Here is a 19,487-nt window from a genome sequence, read left to right as displayed (position 1 = left end):
GGAGTATGCCGTCCCGTCTCCGTGCGAGTTACGTCGCGCACACATGGCCGTGCCCCGCGCAGCAAGCTGCGCGGGGCACGGCCATGTGTGTTGTGAGGACCTGCCGAGTCAGCTGACGGTGGGGTGGGTGACCTCGCACCCGCCCTGGCCGCCGTTGAAGTCGTTGGACCAGGTCGACTGCACGGGGTAGCTACCGGTGCTGAGCGCGATGTTCTGCGACGCGCCCTGACCGGAGGAGATCCACGCGCACTTGTCGCCGTTCTCGTAGCCGGTCAGGTCGGTCCAACCGCCGGCCGGGAACTGGTCGGTGATGGTCTCCGCGTACTCGTGCCCCTCCACGATCGTCACCCCATCGGTGACTCCGCTGGTGCCGGGGTTGACGAAGTTCGCGCCGCAGCTCGAGCCCATGTCGGTGACGTACGGCTCGTTCGTGAAGGCCAGCGGCCCGTACGGCGAGGCCGGCGCGCCGCCGGACAGGCTGGTGTCACCGGTGTAGTCGTGCCAGGCGCAGAACTGCGACGTCGTCGTGTTGAAGCCGTCGGGGTGGGTCCCCGTGGGCGAGAGCACGACATACTGCACGTTGCGGTTGGAGGCGGCGGTCGTGTTGCCGAAGTGCCCCGCGGCCTTGACCGCTTCAGCGCCGATCTGGTTGCCGGTGGCCTGCGACGGTGCGGCGGAGGAAGGGTCCGCCCAGACGCCTGCCAGCGCACCGCCGGTGGGGTAGGCGACGTGCGCGGAACCCGTCGGACAGCTCGTGCTTCCGGAGGCCACGCCCTCGCAGTACTGGGTCATGACGCCCGACCACGAGTCGCCCGTCGTGCCCAGCCCCTTGAAGAAGCCCTGCAGGATCGGCGCCGTGTTCTTGGGGTCACCGGTGAACGTGGCGTTCCCCTTGGCGTCCGTGCCCTGGGTGCCCCACTGTGAGCCCCAGAACACGAGGTAGACCTTGGGGGCGCCGGTGGTCACGCCGACACCACTGGTCCCTCCGCCATAACGCAGGTTGTTGATACCGAGGTTGGGCAGCGCGGCGGTGGTCGTCGGGACCACGCCGTGGCGGTAGGGGTGGCTGAGGACGTCTGAGGGGTCAGCGGCACCCAGACCTGAGGCCTGGGCGGCTGTCGGCACGAGTGCCGCGGCGAGAGCGACGGCGCCGAGGACAGCCAGGGCGCGGCCAGCCCGCGGGAACATCCTGGTTCGGGACTTGTCGGAGATCACGAGGGGCCCTTCGTTGGGGGAGGGCGACCGGCGTGGGCACCCACCGTGGCCAACGAGCCATCTCGGAACCGGTTATGGGCACAAAAGACGCGAATCGCCCAAAGTGTTCAGGATTTGGCAAATTGAGCACGCCTCGCCCCCAAGCTGCGCGTCGGCTCGGCGGCCCGTCAGTGCGTGCGGACTCAAGTCCACCGGGATGGCGCTCTGGCAGGCTCGCCCTGTGAAGTCGGAGCTCGCCCATGGGCCGTCGGGACCATGGCGGACGCCTTTGTGGTTGATCGCGGCCGTCTCGGTCGTCATTGGCCTCCTTACTGGAGCCGGCTACGTTCTGGTGTCGACTGTCGAGTGATCAGCTGGCGGGCTGGCCTGCGGTCTGGGTCGGGTTCGCAGGCGGAATTGTTTCGACCTTGGTCGGCGCGTGGTTCCGGCGGCCGAAGGGGTTGCGAACCGTGAGTTCGTATCGCGAGTGACAGTCACCGCGGGCCTCGCCCGCCCGCGCGTTTGAGCCGGTGACCAGAGCCGTCGGCAACGCGGTCGCTCGTGCCTCGCTCCCTGCCTCCTCCCGATTCTCGGCGCGTTCCATAAACGAGTAACGACCCCGACGAAAGGCGTGTCGGGGTCATTACTCGTTTGAGCCGGTGACGAGAATCGAACTCGCGTGTCCAGCTTGGGAAGCTGGCGCTCTACCATTGAGCTACACCGGCGCACGTCGCCGGAGCGACGTGAACACCGCCCACGGGCGGTGCGGCAGGAAGTCTAACCGAAGGCGCGCGCGAGACTGACGGCCTCCGGCATACCCCTCGCGTTAGTCTCTCTCCGTGCTGCTCAGCGACCGTGACATCAAGGCCGAGATCGACAACGGGCGAGTCGTCCTCGAGCCCTGGGACCCCGACATGGTCCAGCCGTCGAGCGTGGATGTGCGGCTCGACCGCTACTTCCGGTTGTTCGACAACCACAAGTACCCGTTCATCGACCCGGCCGAGGACCAGCCCGACCTCACCCGCCTCGTCGAGGTCGACCCGGGCGAGCCGTTCATCCTGCACCCCGGCGAGTTCGTGCTGGGCTCCATCTACGAGACGGTCACCCTCCCCGACGACGTCGCCGCCCGGGTCGAGGGCAAGTCGAGCCTCGGCCGCCTCGGCCTGCTGACCCACGCGACGGCCGGCTTCGTCGACCCCGGTTTCACCGGTCACGTCACGCTCGAGCTGAGCAACGTCGCGACCCTCCCGATCAAGCTGTGGCCGGGCATGAAGATCGGCCAGCTCTGCTTCTTCCGCCTGTCAAGCCCGGTCGAGAACCCTTACGGCTCAACGAAGTACGGCTCCCACTACCAGGGTCAGCGTGGCCCGACGGCCAGCCGCTCGTTCAAGAACTTCCACGTCACCGACGTCTGAGTCTGCTACGGCCGCGGGGCCGTGTCGGGGCCGTGCCGGCGCACGCTGTGGCAGTAGCCGACGAGTGTGGGAATCCGCCTCGGCGTCGGCTACGAAATACTGCGACTGCCCCACCCGTGAGGAGAACCCGTGCCTGCCCCCCGACTGCTCTGGCCCACCGAGGTCGACCAGCCGCGCGCCGTCGTGCTGATCCTGCACGGCGGCAAGTCGCGCAGCAGGCGTCCGGTCCGCCCCTGGCAGGGAGCCGTCGTGCGGATGGCCCCGTTCGCCCGTGCCGTCGCGGAGGCAGGCGGAGGTGCCATCGCGGTCGCCTCCATCCGATATGCCGTGCGCGGTTGGAACGGCGAGGCGGCCAGTCCGGTCGCCGACACCCGCCTCGCTCTCGAACAGATCGCCGCGAGGCACCCCGGCGTGCCGATCGGGCTGCTCGGGCACTCGATGGGCGGCCGCGTGGCGCTGCACCTCGCCGACGACGAGCGCATCGACGCCATCGCCGCGCTCGCTCCATGGGTCGAACGCCAGGACCGGCCCCGCTGGCACCGTGGCCTGCACGTGCTGTTCATGCACGGCACCCTGGACAGGATGACCTCGCCCCGCGCCTCCCGGGCGCTGGCGACCGCGATGGGGGCGCTGGGCGCCGACGTCCGGTACGACGCGGTCAAGGGTGAGAGCCACGCCATGCTGCGCCAGGCGGCGCGGTGGCACCGCGAGTCGGCGGACTTCTTGGCCACCCACCTGCTGGCACGGTGTGAGGTCGAGGAGCAGTCCTGTCGGACCCCCGCGCCATGATGGCCGGACCCGCACATCGAGAGAGGATCCGCCATGGCTGAGGTCGTCCTGTTCCACCACGTCCAGGGACTGACTGCCGGAGTGCTGGACTTCGCGGACACGCTCCGCGCGGCCGGCCACACGGTGCACACTCCCGATCTGCTCGACGGGCACACCTTCGACACGATCGACGAGGGCATGGCGTACGTCAGGCAGGCCGGCTTCGGCGCGATCCTCGAGCGGGGCAAGGAGGCCGGCGAGGCCTTGCCCGAGGCCCTGGTCTACGCGGGGTTCTCCCTCGGCGTGATGCCGGCCCAGCTGCTGGCCCAGACCCGGCCGGGCGCCAGAGGTGCCCTGCTCATGGAGTCCTGCGTGCCGCCGTCGGAGTTCGGGGACGGCTGGCCCGCCGGGGTGCCGGTGCAGGTGCACGGCAAGGACGCTGATCCCTACTTCGCCGGCGAGGGCGACATCGACGCCGCCCGTGCGCTGGTGGCCGAGGCGCCGGACGCCGAGCTGTTCGTCTACCCCGGCGAGCAGCACCTCTTCGCCGACAACAGCCTGAGCTCCTACGACCCCGATGCCGCGCGGCTGCTCACCGAACGCGTGCTCGTCTTCCTGGACCGCGTCTCCTGACCGAGGCCACTTCTGCTGACCGAGGCTCTAGCGCTCCTCCGGCGTCGACACGGCATACCGCTCCACGATGCGCTCGGCGGTGGCGAGCTCGGGTGAGAGGTCACGGTCCTCGACCCCGGCGGGCAGGCTCGCGCACCGCGCGAAGGCGTCGCCCAGCTCGCCGACCGGCACGACACCGCGCATCCGCAGCGCCCGCACCGTGCACACGAGCTCGACGGCCAGCATCCGTCGGTAGGCCGCGGTCGCCTCGCCCAGCCGCAGCGCCGCCTGACCTGCGAAGCTCGCATCGTCCTCGATGCCTGCCGACACCCCAGCCGTCTGCACGCTCGACGGTGTCGACGCCACCCCGCGGATCGTCGACAACGCCGACGCCGCAACGTATTCCGCGATGAGGACCCCCGACGAGCCCATCGTCGAGTCCGACAGGAACAGCGGCAGCCCGCTGTCCGAGTCCGTGAGGGTGTGGCTGATGCGCGACTGCACGGCCTGTGCCGATCGGGTGAGCGCCAGCAGCGTCCTGTCCACCGCCAGCACCAGGTATGCCGCGTGGAAGCCTCCGTGGTGCGTCACCTCGGCGACGTCGTCCGAGCCCGTGAAGAGCGGGTTCTCCGAGGCGGTGTTGGCGGTCGTCTCCACGACGGCCTTCAGGTCGAGGATCGTGTCGAGGACCGGTCCGTGGACCTGTGGCCAGGTGCGCAGGCCGAAGAAGTCCTGGAGGTGTGCCGGCGTCCCGGGCTGGTCGACCAACAGCTCGCGAAGCACCCGGATCACCTCGCCGGCGCCACGGAACGGGGTTGCTGCGGCAGCGGTCTCGCTCACTGCCTCCGGATTGCCTTGCAGGGCAACGAAGCTCAGCGCGCACACCGTGTCGGCCGCTCGCGCCAGGGCGTGCAGCGACGCCGCGTGCAGGCCCGTCTCGGCGATGGCGAACGCGTTGGACGACATGAGCGGCAGGGCGTCGGCCGAGGTCAGCTGCAGGTCGGTGCGGCGCGCGCCGCCGGACCGTTCTCGCTCGCCGATGAGCGCGAGCCCGACCTCGGCGAGCGCGGTGAGGTCACCGGTCCCGAGCGACCCGTAGCGGTGCACCACCGGCAGCTCGCCTTCCGGCGCGCCCACGAGGTCGGCGAGCGCCTGCGCCAGAACAGGACTGGCGCCCGACCCACCCGCGAGCAGCTGGTTGGCGCGCACGGCCAGCGCCGCCCTGACGACGCTCGACGGCATCACCTCACCCCAGCCCGCCGCGTGCGAGCGCAACAGCCGCAGCCCGTGTTCGACCTTGGAGTCCGTGCTCTCGTCGCGCGCTGCCCCCACTCCGGTGGTGCGCCCGTAGACCGCCCGACGCGAGCTCACCTGCGCCGCGGTGCGATGGGAGCGCCGTGCCGTCTCCATGGCCGCAGGGTCGATCGACGCAAGGGCTCCTCGGGCAGCGCGCTCCAGGGCGTCGAGGTCGAGGCTGTGGCCGTCGAGGTGCACCGGTTGCGTCACGCCGGTCAGTATCGCGCTCCCGGCGCCGTCGCAGGTCAACCGGGGGCGCGAAGGTGATCGCGTCTGTCGGTGCGCTGGGTTAGGTTGATCGACATGATCGTCTTCGACGGTGTCACGAAGCAGTTTCCTGACGGCACGGTCGCCGTCGACCACCTCAGTTTCGAGGCACCCAGCGGCAAGATCACCGTGCTGGTGGGCCCGTCCGGATGCGGCAAGACGACGTCACTGCGGATGATCAACCGGATGATCCGACCGACCTCGGGCACCATCACGCTGGATGGCCAGGACACGGGGCGGATGAAGGAGTCCGACCTGCGTCGCGGCATCGGGTACGTCATCCAGCACGCAGGCCTGTTCCCGCACCGCACCGTGCTCGACAACGTCTCCACCGTCCCGCGACTGCTGGGGATGGACAAGACCGAGACCAAGAAGCGTTCGATGGAGCTCCTCGAGCGCGTCGGCCTCGATCCGGCGTTCGCCAAGCGCTACCCCGCACAGCTCTCCGGCGGCCAGCAGCAACGCGTCGGGGTCGCGCGCGCCCTCGCGGCCGACCCGCCCGTCATGCTCATGGACGAGCCCTTCAGCGCGGTGGACCCCGTGGTCCGCGAGCAGCTCCAGGACGAGTTCCTGCGGCTGCAGGGCGACCTCGGCAAGACCATCATCTTCGTCACCCACGACATCGACGAGGCGATCAAGCTCGGTGACCAGGTGGCGGTGCTCAAGGTCGGCGGGCACCTCGCCCAGATCGCCGCACCGGCATACCTGCTCTCCCACCCCGTCGACGACTTCGTGGCGGACTTCGTGGGCCGCGACCGCGGCTACCGTGCGCTCTCCTTCCAGGCCACCCCGCAGCTGCCGCTCGCTCCCGAACGCACCGTCGCGATGGGGGAGAGCGCCGACGGGGTGGACGCCGACTGGCTCCTCGTCGTCGACGAGCACAACCACCCGTTGGGCTGGGTGGAGCCAGCGCGCATCAAGGGGCAGATCCGCACCGAGATGCTGCACCGCGGTGGCACCGTCGCCAAGGCGAGCGGCCCGCTGCGCGCCGCGCTCGACTCCGCCCTCTCCAGCCCGAGCCGTCGCGGGGTGATCGTCGACGACAGCGGCTCGCTCGTCGGCACGGTCCGCGCCCACGAGGTGCTGACCGCCATCGAGGAGACCGAGCGGCCCGAGCTGGCGCACCCGGAGGCGCCCGGGACGCCCGTGCCATGACCTGGTTCCTCGACCACCTCGACGTTGTCTGGAGCCGGGCGCTCCAGCACAGCTACCTCGCGGGCGTCCCGCTCGTCATCGGTCTGCTGCTGGCCCTGCCGCTGGGGTGGCTCGCGCGGCGCTACCCGCGCCTCTATGCGCCGTTCACCGCTGGTTTCGGCCTGCTCTACACGATCCCCAGCCTGGCCCTGTTCGTCATCCTCCCCGTCATCCTGGGCACGAGGGCGCTCGACCCGATCAACGTCGTCGTCGCGATGACCCTCTACACCGTGGCCCTGCTGGTGCGCACCGTCGCCGACGCGCTCGGCTCGGTGCCCGACCACGTCCAGCAGGCCGCGACGGCGATGGGCTACACCCGCGTCAGGCGGTTCTTCGCCATCGAGCTGCCGCTCGCGGTCCCCGTGATCTCCGCCGGCCTGCGGGTCGCTGCGGTGAGCAACGTCAGCATCGTCAGCGTCGGCACGATCATCGGGGTCAACCAGCTCGGCCTGTTCTTCAGCGACGGCTTCGACCGCGACTTCTACGACCCGCTCTTCGTCGGCATCGTGGCCTGCGTGGTCCTGGCCCTCCTCTTCGACGCCGTGATCCTGCTCATCACCCGGCTGGCCACTCCCTGGGTCCGGGCCACGGGGGCACGCGCATGATCAACAAGACGTTCGCCTGGCTCACCGACCCGTCGCACTGGTCCGGCTCCGACGGCATACCGACTCGGATCTTCGAGCATCTGTGGTACTCCGCCCTGGCCCTGGCGGTCGCGGCCCTGATCGCGATCCCGCTGGGGCTGGCGATCGGGCACACCGGCCGTGGCCGTCTGTTCGTCGTCAACCTGGCCGGTGCCGCGCGGGCGATCCCCAGCCTGGGCCTGCTCTACCTCATGGTGCTCTGGCTGTTCCCGAAGATCAGCGGCGACAACGCCTTCCTCGTGCCGGTGTTCATCGTGCTCATCGTGCTGGCGATCCCACCCCTCATGGCCGGCGCCTACGCGGGGGTCGAGGGAGTCGACCCGGCGGCACGCGACGCCGCCAAGGGGATGGGCATGACTGGCATGCAGGTCCTTCGCAAGGTCGAGGTGCCGAACGCCCTGCCCCTGATCTTCTCGGGGTTCCGCTCCGCCACGCTGCAGGTCATCGCCACCACGACGCTGGCCGCCATCACCGGTGCGGGTGGTCTCGGTCGCTTCCTCATCGACGGCCAGAAGATCCTCCAGTACGAGCAGATGGTGTCCGGAGCGATCGTGGTCGCGGTCCTGGCCCTCGTCGTCGACGCACTGCTCGCCGTCGTGCAGCGGTATGCCGTGTCGCCGGGTCTGACCGGCCGGTCCAGCGGGCGATCGGCGTCGGCGCTGTCCACCCAGCGATCAAATACCCCCCTTGATGTAGAGATTCCGGTCGCGCAGCGTACGGTGGATTCCCAGCCCAGTTGACCAACGGTAGGAGCGGTTTCGTGAAGATCAGCAAGATCACCCTGACGATCGCCACAGCGGCGGCTCTGATGGCCACCGCCGCGTGCGGCAACTCCAGCGACCCGCTCGCCAAGGGCGGCGGCAGCTCCAGCTCGGCCGCAGGCACGATCACGGTCGGCTCGGCCGATTTCCCCGAGAGCGCGCTGCTGGCCGAGATCTACGCCGGCGCACTCAAGGCCAAAGGCATCACTGTCGACAAGAAGCTCAACATCGGCGCTCGCGAGGCCTACATCCCGGCCCTCAAGGACGGGTCGATCGACCTGATCCCCGAGTACACCGGCGTGCTCAGCCAGTACTTCAACAAGAACGCCAAGGCCACCGACAGCGAGGGCGTCTACGCCGAGCTCAAGGCGGCCCTGCCGCCCACGCTCATCGTCCTGAACAAGTCGGCCGCGGAGGACAAGGACGCCTTGGTGATGAAGAAGTCCAAGGCGGACTCCCTCGGCGTCAAGTCCATCGCGGACCTCAAGGGCAAGTCCGCCCAGCTCACCGTGGGTGGGCCGCCCGAGTGGAAGACCCGGATGACCGGCCTGCCCGGCTTCAAGGCGATCTACGGCCTGGACTTCAAGACCTTCCGTCCGCTCGACGCCGGTGGCCCGCTCACCCTGGCCGCCCTCAAGAACGGCCAGATCGACGCCGGTGACCTCTTCACCACCGACCCGAGCATCGCGGCCAACAACCTCGTGGCGCTCGAGGACCCCAAGAGCATGTATGCCGCGCAGAACGTCGTGCCGCTCATCACCAAGAGCAAGAGCAACCCGACTATCGAGGGTGCCCTCAACGCGGTGTCGGCGAAGCTCGACACGGCGACCCTGGCGGCCCTGCTCAAGGAGGTCGTCGTGGACAAGAAAGACCCTGACGCCGTGGCCAAGGAGTTCCTGAGCAAGAACAGCCTCGGCTGAGCAGACTCAGAAAGGCCTTCGCTGAGGCCTGCAGGACCCGGACACGTTGAAGGCCGGGTGTGGTTTCCTCCGGAACCCACACCCGGCCTTTCGGCGTGACCCCCCGGTCCGCCCATCCCAGCTCCGCTGCATCGGGAGGCGCCCCTCCGCACTTCCCGCAACATCGGATCCAGTGATCTCCGTGTGCACCAGAGTGCCCGACGCGGTGGCGTCCGGCATCGGTGAAACCACCGATATTGGGCAGCGCGTTTTCGATAGCCTGTCCGGATGCTGACTCCGTGCGTGGGTCGCGACGACGTCCTCGATCGCCTCCGGCTCCTGCTCAGCAGCGCTCGGTGGGTCACCCTGACCGGGGCTCCGGGGTGCGGGAAGACGCTCGTGGCACGGCACATCGCCAGCGCTGCGCCCAGCGTGGCCTGGGTGCCCGGCCACCGGCACTCGACAACCGAGTCCCTGGTGACTGCCTGCCTCGACGCCCTCGATGCCGAGGTCGCCCCGGGTGACTCGCCCACGTTGGCCCTGCGGCGCGCCCTTGACGGCCGCGACCTGTTGCTGGTGCTCGACGGGGTGGACGCCATCGATGGGCTGGGCGGCGTCCTCAACGACCTCGTCGAGGACGCCGAGGACTTCCGCCTCCTGTGCACCGCGACCACCGTGGCAGGACGCCCCCACGAACAGGTCCTGAAGCTGCCGCCACTGCCCGTCCCCTCGCCGCGCGGCCCGCTCGAAGGTCCCGCCCTCGAGCTGCTGCTGGCCCGCATCGCCGCCGCGGGCGGGCACTCCGTGGACCTCGACAAGCATCACGACATCCTGCGCCGGGTGCTGCGGGCCAGCGGGGGCCTGCCGTCCCTGGTGGAGCAGCTCGCCGTCCAGATCGCGCTCATCGGGGTCAGCGACGTCTCGCCGACGGGCACCCTCGAGGAGGCGGTGCGCCGGTCCTACGACCTGCTCGACCCGGCACAGCAGCAGTGCTTCCGGCGCCTTGCGGTGGTCGGGCGCCCGCTCGGGCTCGACGTCCTCGCCGACGTCTGCGGCGTCAGCCGTCCCCAAGCCGTCCAGCTCGCGTCAGCCCTGGCTCGGCGCAGCCTCGTCGAGGTGAACCCCGATGGGACGTTCGACATGCTGCCGCCGATCAGGGAGGTCGGGCGCTCCCTCGCGCAGCACACGGACGATGCCGAGGAGTCCCTGGCCGGGCTGCTGGCCTGGGCCGACCTGGTCGTCCCGCAGGCCGTCAACGAGGGATCAGCCGATGCTGCCTTCCTCAGCCAGCTGAGCCTCGTCGATGCCGCGGTCAGGCAGGCGTGCGCGGTCGACGCCACGCGACCACGCGGCTACGCCATCGCCAACCGGGCCTTCCCCTCCCTGTCAGCCGCCATGCGCGCCCGCGAAGCCCTGGAGATGATGGACGCTGCGCTCGCCAGCGGGGACGGGCCGCCCATCATCGGCTCGCAGCTGGCACGTCGAGCGGGCATCTGTGCATCCGAGGTGCGTGGCACCTACGAAGGGCTGCGCCTGCTCGACCGGTCCGAAGAGCACGCCAGCGCGCTGGAGGGGCCGATGCGTGACGTCGAGCTGGCCCGCACTGCCGCCATCCGGGCCGAGATGCACCTCGATGCCGGGGACCTGGCCGCCGCCCGCGCCGATGTCGAGCGGACCCTTGCGCTGGGTGGCGGCGACCCCTACGTCATCCGCCAGGTCCGGCGGACCCTGATGGATGTCTGCGTCTCGGCCGGTGACTTCGCCGAAGCCGAGAGGCTGGCGGCCGCCATCGTGGACGCGCCCCCTCCGGATGAGCTGTGGATCGCACTGTCCGCCCGCACCCTGCAGGCCAAGATCGCCTACGAGCAGGGCCGGTTGGTCGAGGCCGCCTCGTTGGCACTCTTCGCCCGCACCCAGGCCGAGGAGATCCGCGAGGACCGCATCGCGCTGCTCGCCGACACGGTGCACCGCATGGTGTCGGGCACGCGGGGCATCGCCGTCGACGCCGAGTCCCTGCCGTGGGCCGTCCGCCTGATCGTCCAGCTCCAGGATGCCCGCGAGCTGTTGTCGGCCGGCGACGTCAGCCGGGCTGCCGGTCGGGCGGCCGACATCGTGGTGCTGGCCGACAGCAGCCGGCTGGGGCGTGACGCGGTGGAGGCGAGGCTGCTGGTGGCTGACGCCCTGATGTCCCTGGGTGAGCCCGCCCAGGCGCAGGCGTCCTACCTGTCCGTGCTGCGGCGCGCGACAGAGGTCCCGATGCCGTTGCGGGCCGCGGACGCGCTCGACGGCTTGGCCGCCATCGCCGCGGAGTCAGGCAACCCGGCATACCGGGCGGTGGCGGGGGCAGCGGCAGCGCTGCGCGTCAGCCGCCGCGCCGTGGGACGCGACCGTCCCGGAGTCGCGTATGCCGCGGGGGCGATTCGCGACTGTCCCGCCGGGTGGCTCGAGCACGGGCAGTTCAGCGCGCAGGGGGTCGCCGCAGTGACGGGTCTGTTTGCCGGCGAGGCCCCGACCGAGGCGTCGTCCTCACCGCTGAACGTCCTGACCAAGGCCGAGCGCGGGGTCGCCGAGCTGGTGGCCGAGGGACTGACCAGCCGGCAGATCGCCGAGCAGCTGTTCGTCTCACCGCGCACGGTCGACGCGCACCTGTCCCACATCTTCCGCAAGCTCGAGATCGCCTCGCGGGCCAAGCTGGCCGCCCTGATGGTCGAGATCGCCTAAGCAAGCCGGCGCCGGGAGCGGCTCCGAATGCCCTGCGTGCCCGACCTCACCTACCGCCTCGTGATCGGGCTCTGTCGTGGGTTGTTCCGTGCGCTCGGCGTGCGGATCACCGTGTCCGGAGCGGACCGGCTCCCCGCGCAGGGGCCCGTGGTCGTGGCAGCGAACCACAGCAGCTTCCTCGACTTCATGTTCGTCGGCCTGGTCGGTGTCCAGCGTGGCCGGCTCGTGCGGTTCATGGCCAAGGAGTCAGTCTTCCGGTCGCGGCTGTCCGGACCGTTGATGCGGGCGATGCGGCACCTGCCCGTCGACCGCGCGCACGGGGAGCTCGCGGCGAGGCAGGCATGGCAGGCACTGTGTGCCGGTGAGGTCGTGGGGGTGTACCCCGAGGCGACGATCGGGCGGGCGTTCATGGTGAAGGAGCGCGCGGACTTCCGGCGCGGCGCGGCTTACCTCGCCCTGGCGACGGGGGCGCCGCTGGTGCCGGTGGCGCACTGGGGCATCCACCGCATCCTCACCGTCGACGGTCGCTACTCGCTGCGTCGCGGCACGGCAGTCGACGTGGTCGTCGGCGAGCCGCTCACCCCCTTCGACGGCGAGACCGCGGAGGAGCTCACGGCGCGGTTGCACGACCGGCTGGCCGACATGGTCGACGAGCTGGTGACGGGCTACGCCCAGCCGCCGCACGACCCGGCGAGCGCCTGGTGGTGGCCCGCCTCGCGAGGGGGTGCGGCACCGACCGTCGACGTCGCGAGGGCGCTGGACGAGGCGGCCGTCAGCCGAGCCGACGCCCCCCGCTGACCCGACCCGCGGCATACCCGCCCGACAGCCCCGGCAGACCACGCGGCATACGTGCCCCGCGGCCCCTGTCGCACCCTCTGCTAGCAGAGGGTGCCTGACTCAGCGCAGGCTGCACCCTCTGCTGAGCCGACCGACCTCTGCTAGCAGAGGTTAGGTACCGGGGGCGGTCAAGTAGCGGGGGCGGTCAGGAAGCGGGGGCGGTCAGGAAGCGGGGGCGGTCAGGAAACGGGGGCGGGCTCGACGTCGTCGCGGCGCTTGACGGCGGCGAGGAGCATCTGGGCGACGTCGACGACCTCGACGTCCTCGCCCTTGCCCTCGGACTGGGCTGCGGTGAGGCCGTCGGACATCATCACCCGGCAGAACGGGCAGCCGATCGCGATCCGTTCGGCGCCGGTGTCGATGGCCTCTTCGGTGCGGTTGGTGTTGATCCGCGTGCCGAGCTTCTCCTCCATCCACATGCGGGCACCACCGGCGCCGCAGCAGAACGACTTCTCCTTGGTGCGCTCCATCTCCTTGAGCTCGACGCCGGGCAGGGCGCCGATCAGCTCGCGGGGTGGCGCGTAGACACCGTTGTGGCGGCCGAGGTAGCAGGGGTCGTGGTAGGTGACCGTGGCGGCGGTGGAGGCGACGTCCTTGGTGGAGGACTTGCCGGGCACGTCGGCCGGGCGCGCGACCGGGACCAGCTTCTTCTCGCGCACGAGGCGGTTGAGCAGCTGGGTGTGGTGGACGACCTCGTACTTGCCGCCGAGCTGGGGGTACTCGTTCTTGATGGTGTTGAAGCAGTGCGCGCAGGTGACCACGATCTTGGTGGCGCCGGCCTCGTTGAGGGTCTCGACGTTCTGCTGCGCGAGCATCTGGAAGAGGAACTCGTTGCCGGCCCGGCGGGCGGAGTCACCGGTGCAGGACTCGCCGTCGCCGAGGATCGCGAAGCTGACCCCGGCCTGGTCGAGCAGCTCGGCCACGGCGCGGGTGGTCTTCTTGGCGCGGTCCTCGTACGCGCCGGCGCAGCCGACCCAGAACAGGTAGTCCACCTCGTCGGCGGACTCGACGTCCTGACCGAGGATCTTCACCGGGAACGGCAGGTCCTTGGCCCAGTCGAGGCGGGCGCGGGCGGCCATGCCCCACGGGTTGCCCTTGTTCTCGAGGTTCTTGAACAGGCCACCGAGCTCGTTCGGGAACGCCGACTCGATCAGCACCTGGTAGCGGCGCATGTCGACGATCGCGTCGACGTGCTCGATGTCGACCGGGCACTGCTCCACGCACGCGCCACAGGTGGTGCACGACCACAGCACATCCTGGTCGATGACGGCGTCAGGACCGTGCGGGTTGTATGCCGCGAGCGGGTTGGTGATGTCGTAGCCGGTGTCGCCGATGAGCGGCGCCTCGGCCAGCGCGGCGGCGCCTTCGCCGAGCGAATCCCGGGTGTCCTCGGTGGCGAGCAGCCAGGGGGCCTTCGCGTGCGCGTGGTCGCGCATCGCCATCACGAGCAGCTTGGGCGACAGCGGCTTCTCGGTGTTCCAGGCGGGGCACTGGGACTGGCAGCGACCGCACTCGGTGCAGGTCGTGAAGTCCAGCAGGCCCTTCCAGGTGAAGTCCTCGACCTTGCCGACTCCGAGCGCGGCGTCCTCGTCGAGGTCCTCGATGTTCTCGAAGTCCACCGGCTGACCGCCCACCACCATCGGCTGCAGAGCCCCGAGGGAGGTGCGGCCGTCAGCGTGGCGCTTGAGGAAGATGTTGAAGAACGCCAGGAAGCGGTGCCACGCCACGCCCATGGTGGGCTGCAGCGAGATGGTGATCATCCAGGCGAACGAGATGAGGATCTTGACCGCCGCCACGACGACGACGACGTTCTCCAGGGTGCCCACCGAGGCGCCGTGGAACAGCCCGCCGAGCCACCCGGTCAGCGGGTAGTGCAGCGCGTTCGCGTGACCGACGGCCGTCGTGCCCGTGGTGCCGCCCTTGGCCTCCAGCGCGTACTCGAGCCCGCGCAGGGTGATGATGCAGATCGTCACGCCGAGGATGGTCAGCTCGACGTAGTAGGCCTGCCAGAACGTCGACCCGAAGAACCGCGACCGGCGGCCACCCTCACCGGCCGCCGAGCGCGGGTGGTTCTTCTGCCGGATCGCCATCAGCGTGACGATGCCGACCAGGCCGGTCCACGCGAAGAACTCCGTCACCCACTCGTACGGGAAGAAGTGCCCGATCAGCGGGAGCGCGAAGTCAGGCTTGACCAGCTGCCCGAACGCGTTGACCAGCGTGAAGAACAGCACCCCGAAGCTGATCATCGTGAACCAGTGCGCCACCGCGACGACCGGCAGCCGCGACATCCGGGTGTGCCCCAGGAACTCGCGCAGCAACGTCACCGTCCGCGCGCCCTTGTCATTCGTGCGGGCGCCGTCGGGCTGCCCCAGGCGGAAGACGGACAGGAAGTGCCGGACCACCCGGGCGAACAACGCGACGGCCACCAGGGTGACCACCCCGCAGACGACGAGCGCGACGATCTGGAGCGCAGACATGGCCGTCACTCTACTGTCCGGTAAGCGCCTGCTTACCCCATTGTGAGCAGGCTCAAATGCGCGTCGTATGCCGTGTGACCAGTTCACGACGCCCGCAGCCTGAACGCGCGTTGCCAGATCGCATAACGATCTGTTGGAATACACATAACGTCTGGTTCGCTGAACAGGACGAACGCCCACGTCCGCGCGCACGGCAGGCACGCGGCATACGACGACGCAAGGAAGCCCGCATGCCCATCTATGACGACGTCACCCAGCTCATCGGCAACACGCCCCTCGTGCGGATCAACCGGTTGATCGACAGCGAGGCCACCGTCGCCGCGAAGCTCGAGTTCTACAACCCCGCCTCGTCCGTCAAGGACCGCATCGGGGTCTCGATCATCGATGCGGCCGAGGCGGCGGGTGAGCTCAAGCCCGGCGGCACCATCGTCGAGGCCACTTCGGGCAACACGGGGATCGCGCTCGCCATGGTGGGCGCGGCGCGCGGCTACAACGTGGTCCTCACCATGCCCGAGACGATGAGCAAGGAGCGCCGCGCGCTGCTGCGTGCCTATGGCGCCGAGCTGGTCCTCACCGAGGGCGCGCTGGGCATGAAGGGCGCGGTGGCGAAGTCCGAGGAGATCGCGGCCGAGCGTGGCGGGATCCTCGCGAGGCAGTTCGCCAACGAGGCCAACCCGGAGATCCACCGCCGGACGACGGCCGAGGAGATCTGGAAGGACACCGACGGCGCGGTCGACATCGTCGTGGCGGGGATCGGCACCGGTGGCACGATCACCGGGGTCGGCCAGGTCCTCAAGGACCGCAAGCCGGGCGTCCAGATGGTCGCCGTGGAGCCGGCCGAGTCGCCGATCCTCAACGGTGGCGAGCCGGGCCCGCACAAGATCCAGGGCCTGGGTGCCAACTTCGTGCCCGAGATCCTGGACCGCACGATCTACGACGAGGTCATCGACATCAACGCCGAGACGGCGGTCGAGTGGGCCAAGCGTGCCGCCAAGGAGGAGGGCCTGCTCGTCGGGATCTCCTCGGGCGCAGCGCTCGCGGCGGCCGACCAGGTCGCCCGGCGCCCGGAGAACGCCGGCAAGACCATCGTCGTCATCATCCCGTCGTTCGGTGAGCGCTACCTGTCGACGATCCTCTTCTCCGACCTCCTCGACTGACCTTCCCGACTGACCTGCTCGACTGACCTGCCCGACTGACCTGCTCGACTGACCGACCCGACCCTAGGTGGCGCTTCCTCCGTGACCCTCGCACTGTATGCCCGGCGCGCGCGCAGCCGTGTCGTCGACGACCTCGACGCCGCGATCGCGCGCGACCCGGCCGCGACGTCGCGGGTGGACGTCGCCCTGAACTCGCCCGGCCTGCATGCGATCTGGGCGTACCGGTTCGCCCATCGCCTCTGGTTGCGTGGTGGCCTGGCGAAGCCGGTGGCTCGCGTCGTGATGACCCTCGTCCGCTCGGTGACCGGTGTCGAGATCCATCCGGGTGCAGTGATCGGCCACCGGTTCTTCATCGACCACGGGATGGGTGTCGTCATCGGCGAGACCGCCGAGGTCGGGGACGACGTCATGCTCTACCACGGCGTCACCCTGGGCGGCCGGTCGCTGCAGAAGGTGAAGCGCCACCCCACCCTGGGGTCGCGGATCACCATCGGTGCCGGCGCTCGCATCCTCGGCCCCGTCTACATCGGTGACGACGTGCAGATCGGCGCGAACTCCGTCGTGGTCAAGGACGTCCCCGCGGGTGCGATCGCGACGGGGATCCCCGCCACGATCCGGTTCCCCCAGGGACACGAGGACCCCTACGAGGCGATGTTCAAGGACCCCGCCCTCTGGATCTGAGAGGTCTCCGGGCGCCAGTCCGTGCCGTAGAGGCAGAACGCGCCGGCACCCGGATGCTCGGCGAGGGTCGCGGCCAGGGCCTGCGACGCGGAGTCGCCGCGGGCCAGACGCCGGTGGTAGGCCACCATCGCGTCGGCTGCCACAGCATCAGAGACCGGGGCCACCGGCGCGACGATGCTGCGCACGCCCAAGGCCATCAGGGCGGCCGTCAGCCCGAGCGGCTCGTCGCCGGGGCGGGGGTCGAGCCGTCCCACGTCACAGGCGGAGAGCACGACGTGGCGGGCCGTCGCCCGGCGCCGGAGCTCGTGCGCGAAGACCGGCCCGTCGGCCATGTGCAGTGACGAGAACCACGGGCTCTGCCGCTCGTGGGTGCCGTGCGCGGCCACGTGGACCACGCCGTCGCGGGCCAGCGCGTCCCTGACGGCCTCCGCCGTTGCGGCCTCCTGGCGGTTCGACAGGGCGCCGACCCCTTCCCACACGCGGGCCACCGCCTCGGCCTCGGCGGCCGCCCGCTCCAGTCGCGGCCCCGTCAGGGTGGTGACCTTGAGCCGGCCAGGCGGATCGACCTCGGTGGCCAGCAGCGGCACGGCCCACCGAGTCACCGAGGGGGCGATGGTGACCGGGCGACCCGCGAGGGTGGGCAGCATCCCCCACGGCACCGCCATCAGGGTGCGCCCGGGGACCACGACGACAGGTCCGTCGGCCAGCTGCACGTCGGCGAAGAGCCTCGCGTCGAGCGCGGCCACCGAACCAGCCACGGCCCGGCCCACGGCTGCCTCCAGGGCCGGGTTCGTGCCGGCGAAGGCGTGCGCGTGCAGGTCGCGCGCGAGGCGGTCGGCCAGCGCCGCGACCTCTGACGCCGAGCCCACGTGGTGCAGCCGGGTCCGCCTGGGGGTCACGACCAGGAGGTACTCCTCACCGTCCTGCGCGACCCACACCAGGCCCTGCTCGCCGCGGGACCCGAGCAGGTCCCGCGCCGCGGCATGCCCGACCGGCGCCACGCGTGTCGTGCCGCCGCCTGTCGTGCCGCCGCCTGTCGCGCCCCCGGCTGTCGCGCCCCCGTCGTCCTCGGCCCGCGACCAGTCCAGGCGGCTCACCTCCCACTCGAGCTCGGTGGCGCGAGCACGGTGCCTGGCCCCCTCCTCGCCGGGCGCGGCACCTTCACGACGGGCCTGGCGCAGCTCGGCGACCAGCTCGGCCGAGCGCCCGTCCTGGGGGCCGGACAACAGCGGCAGGCGGTGCGACACCGCGCGCCATCGCTCGACCGCCTCGAAGACCCGCACGGGTGACCCGCTCGCGAGCGCGTCGTTCACGTCGAAGTCCGCGATCCTTCGCCCGTGCAGAGCGAGGGCCGACCGGATCTCGACGCTCTGGCTGGGGGCCTGTCGCTGGGTCAGCCGGTGCATGGCCGAGCGCACTGCTCTGCGAGAGCCGGAGCTGTTGCCCTGTGCCGCAGCGACTTTCGCAACGAGCAGTCGATCATGCATGTCGGCGGCGAAGCCCTGGCGTGCCCTGCCCCGCAGCCTCTGCACGGCATACCCGGCCTCGGCGACGCGGCCCCGCAGCAACAGGGACTCGACGTGCACCCGCGCCGCGAGCCGCTCGTCGGGGGTGACCGGTCGGTCGACGCCCAGCCAGGGTGCGAGGGTGCGGTCCAACCCGCGCGGCACGACCCCCTCCGTCACGGCCACCCATGCGCGCAGCAGTGCGGCGCTCCGCTGACGCTCGCCCGCCCCTCGTGCGCGGAACGCGGCCACCGCGGCGTCGAGGTGCTGCCGCGCTGTCGAGAGCTCGTCGCGCAGCAGGGCCGTCGTCGCGAGGTCCAGGCGGAGGTCGGCCTCCTCGAGGCGGTGGCCGTCGTGCCGGGCCTCGTCGAGCGCCCGCGTCAGCGTCTCGCGCGCCTGGTCGAGCAACCCCGCCTCCAGCAGGACCAGCGCGAGGTCGTGCTGGGCCCTGACCCGGCCCACCTGCACGTCCATCTCGTCGGCCTCGCGCATGAGGCGGATTGCTTCGGGGAGCCGGCCGGCGTAGTACTCGAGGCAGCCCAGGTTGTGCCTGACCTTGAACTCCTTCTCCACGAGCCCATTGGCGACACAGATCTCGAGCGCGGAGAGGAGCTCGGCGCGAGCGGGCGCGAGCTCCAGCAGGGAGAGGTGGGCGAGTCCCGCGTTGATGCGGGCCGCGACCTCCTCACTGGGCACCAGGAGCCCGTCGGTGTCGCCGAGCCTGTTCAGGGCATCGAGAGCCGCCCGCCAGTCCTGGCAGGAGACGTGCACGACCGCCTCCTGGATCCAGCTCAGCGCGCGCAGCCGCGGCGAGTCGCTCTGCTCGCGCGACTCGGCGAGCATGGCGAGGGCCTGGTCCAGGCCGTGCAGCGCCAGGGTCGGCCAGGCGAGCGTGATGAGCAGCCGCGCGCGCGTGGCGACGCGTTCCTCGCCGTCCAGGCCGTCAGCAAGCACGAGGGCGCGCCGAAGGTCGCGCTCGGCCTCGCGGAACCTGCCGATCTCGTTGAGGTTCCGCGCTCGGGCCAAGAGCTCGGCGACCTGGTGGTCAGCAACCTCGAT

Annotated in this window: 15 protein-coding genes and 1 tRNA gene; 11 read left to right on the top strand and 5 right to left on the bottom strand. The window is 70.6% G+C overall.

Going from position 1 to position 19,487, the window contains the following annotated elements; all coding sequences use genetic code 11:
• Positions 1 to 108: 108 nt before the first annotated feature.
• Positions 109 to 1,215 carry a hypothetical protein gene (locus tag BJ986_RS06290; protein ID WP_337794918.1) on the bottom strand — a complete coding sequence of 369 codons (1,107 nt, stop codon included), beginning with the start codon at positions 1,213 to 1,215 and terminating at the stop codon, positions 109 to 111.
• A 633-nt stretch (positions 1,216 to 1,848) separates the two neighbouring features.
• Positions 1,849 to 1,919 (bottom strand) — tRNA-Gly (locus BJ986_RS06285).
• A gap of 114 nt (positions 1,920 to 2,033) precedes the next feature.
• Between BJ986_RS06285 and dcd the strand changes: the two genes are divergently transcribed.
• The 3 genes from dcd to BJ986_RS06270 all read left to right on the top strand — a co-directional run bounded on the left by dcd (position 2,034) and on the right by BJ986_RS06270 (position 4,010).
• The gene (dcd, locus tag BJ986_RS06280; protein WP_179421207.1) at positions 2,034 to 2,609 is read left to right on the top strand and encodes a dCTP deaminase; all 576 of its coding nucleotides are present in this window, start codon (positions 2,034 to 2,036) and stop codon (positions 2,607 to 2,609) included.
• Positions 2,610 to 2,738: 129 nt separating this feature from the next.
• The gene (locus BJ986_RS06275) at positions 2,739 to 3,398 is read left to right on the top strand and encodes a serine aminopeptidase domain-containing protein (protein ID WP_179421206.1); all 660 of its coding nucleotides are present in this window, start codon (positions 2,739 to 2,741) and stop codon (positions 3,396 to 3,398) included.
• A gap of 33 nt (positions 3,399 to 3,431) precedes the next feature.
• Positions 3,432 to 4,010 (top strand): dienelactone hydrolase family protein, encoded by a 579-nt coding sequence (locus BJ986_RS06270; protein WP_179421205.1) that lies wholly within the window; start codon positions 3,432 to 3,434, stop codon positions 4,008 to 4,010.
• 27 nt (positions 4,011 to 4,037) lie between these two features.
• Here BJ986_RS06270 and BJ986_RS06265 read toward each other — a convergent pair whose 3' ends face one another.
• Positions 4,038 to 5,495: an aromatic amino acid lyase gene (locus BJ986_RS06265; RefSeq protein ID WP_179421204.1), complete on the bottom strand. Its 1,458-nt coding sequence runs from the start codon at positions 5,493 to 5,495 to the stop codon at positions 4,038 to 4,040.
• Positions 5,496 to 5,588: 93 nt separating this feature from the next.
• Here BJ986_RS06265 and BJ986_RS06260 point away from each other — a divergent pair, with 93 nt between their 5' ends.
• The 6 genes from BJ986_RS06260 to BJ986_RS06235 all read left to right on the top strand — a co-directional run bounded on the left by BJ986_RS06260 (position 5,589) and on the right by BJ986_RS06235 (position 12,569).
• Positions 5,589 to 6,707 carry an ABC transporter ATP-binding protein gene (locus BJ986_RS06260; protein WP_179421203.1) on the top strand — a complete coding sequence of 373 codons (1,119 nt, stop codon included), beginning with the start codon at positions 5,589 to 5,591 and terminating at the stop codon, positions 6,705 to 6,707.
• Positions 6,704 to 7,351 (top strand): ABC transporter permease, encoded by a 648-nt coding sequence (locus BJ986_RS06255; RefSeq protein WP_179421202.1) that lies wholly within the window; start codon positions 6,704 to 6,706, stop codon positions 7,349 to 7,351. The genes BJ986_RS06260 and BJ986_RS06255 overlap by 4 nt, the downstream gene beginning before the upstream one ends.
• Positions 7,348 to 8,130, top strand: a complete 783-nt coding sequence (locus BJ986_RS06250; protein WP_179421201.1) for an ABC transporter permease — start codon at positions 7,348 to 7,350, stop codon at positions 8,128 to 8,130. The genes BJ986_RS06255 and BJ986_RS06250 overlap by 4 nt, the downstream gene beginning before the upstream one ends.
• Positions 8,131 to 8,150: 20 nt before the next feature.
• A complete protein-coding gene (locus BJ986_RS06245) occupies positions 8,151 to 9,071 on the top strand; it encodes an ABC transporter substrate-binding protein (protein ID WP_337794914.1) in 921 nt (306 codons plus the stop codon).
• Positions 9,072 to 9,338: 267 nt separating this feature from the next.
• Positions 9,339 to 11,771 carry a LuxR C-terminal-related transcriptional regulator gene (locus tag BJ986_RS06240; protein WP_179421200.1) on the top strand — a complete coding sequence of 811 codons (2,433 nt, stop codon included), beginning with the start codon at positions 9,339 to 9,341 and terminating at the stop codon, positions 11,769 to 11,771.
• Positions 11,772 to 11,807: 36 nt separating this feature from the next.
• Complete coding sequence (locus BJ986_RS06235) at positions 11,808 to 12,569, top strand: 1-acyl-sn-glycerol-3-phosphate acyltransferase (protein ID WP_202881192.1); 762 nt, start codon at positions 11,808 to 11,810, stop codon at positions 12,567 to 12,569.
• A 218-nt stretch (positions 12,570 to 12,787) separates the two neighbouring features.
• On the opposite strand, the gene BJ986_RS06230 is transcribed toward BJ986_RS06235, so the two are convergent.
• The gene (locus tag BJ986_RS06230) at positions 12,788 to 15,085 is read right to left on the bottom strand and encodes a (Fe-S)-binding protein (protein WP_179421198.1); all 2,298 of its coding nucleotides are present in this window, start codon (positions 15,083 to 15,085) and stop codon (positions 12,788 to 12,790) included.
• 230 nt (positions 15,086 to 15,315) lie between these two features.
• Here BJ986_RS06230 and cysK point away from each other — a divergent pair, with 230 nt between their 5' ends.
• On the top strand, positions 15,316 to 16,242 hold the full coding sequence (gene cysK, locus BJ986_RS06225) for a cysteine synthase A (RefSeq protein ID WP_179421197.1): 927 nt from the start codon (positions 15,316 to 15,318) through the stop codon (positions 16,240 to 16,242).
• Positions 16,243 to 16,323: 81 nt separating this feature from the next.
• On the top strand, positions 16,324 to 16,923 hold the full coding sequence (cysE, locus tag BJ986_RS06220) for a serine O-acetyltransferase (RefSeq protein WP_179421196.1): 600 nt from the start codon (positions 16,324 to 16,326) through the stop codon (positions 16,921 to 16,923).
• Here the strand turns inward: cysE and BJ986_RS06215 are convergent.
• The gene (locus tag BJ986_RS06215; RefSeq protein ID WP_179421195.1) at positions 16,884 to 19,454 is read right to left on the bottom strand and encodes a CHAT domain-containing protein; all 2,571 of its coding nucleotides are present in this window, start codon (positions 19,452 to 19,454) and stop codon (positions 16,884 to 16,886) included. The two genes, cysE and BJ986_RS06215, sit on opposite strands and share 40 nt — an antisense overlap.
• Positions 19,455 to 19,487 lie beyond the last annotated feature (33 nt).

This window comes from Pedococcus badiiscoriae, assembly GCF_013408925.1.
Classification (GTDB): domain Bacteria; phylum Actinomycetota; class Actinomycetes; order Actinomycetales; family Dermatophilaceae; genus Pedococcus; species Pedococcus badiiscoriae.
This window is presented reverse-complemented; position numbering and strand designations above follow the sequence as displayed.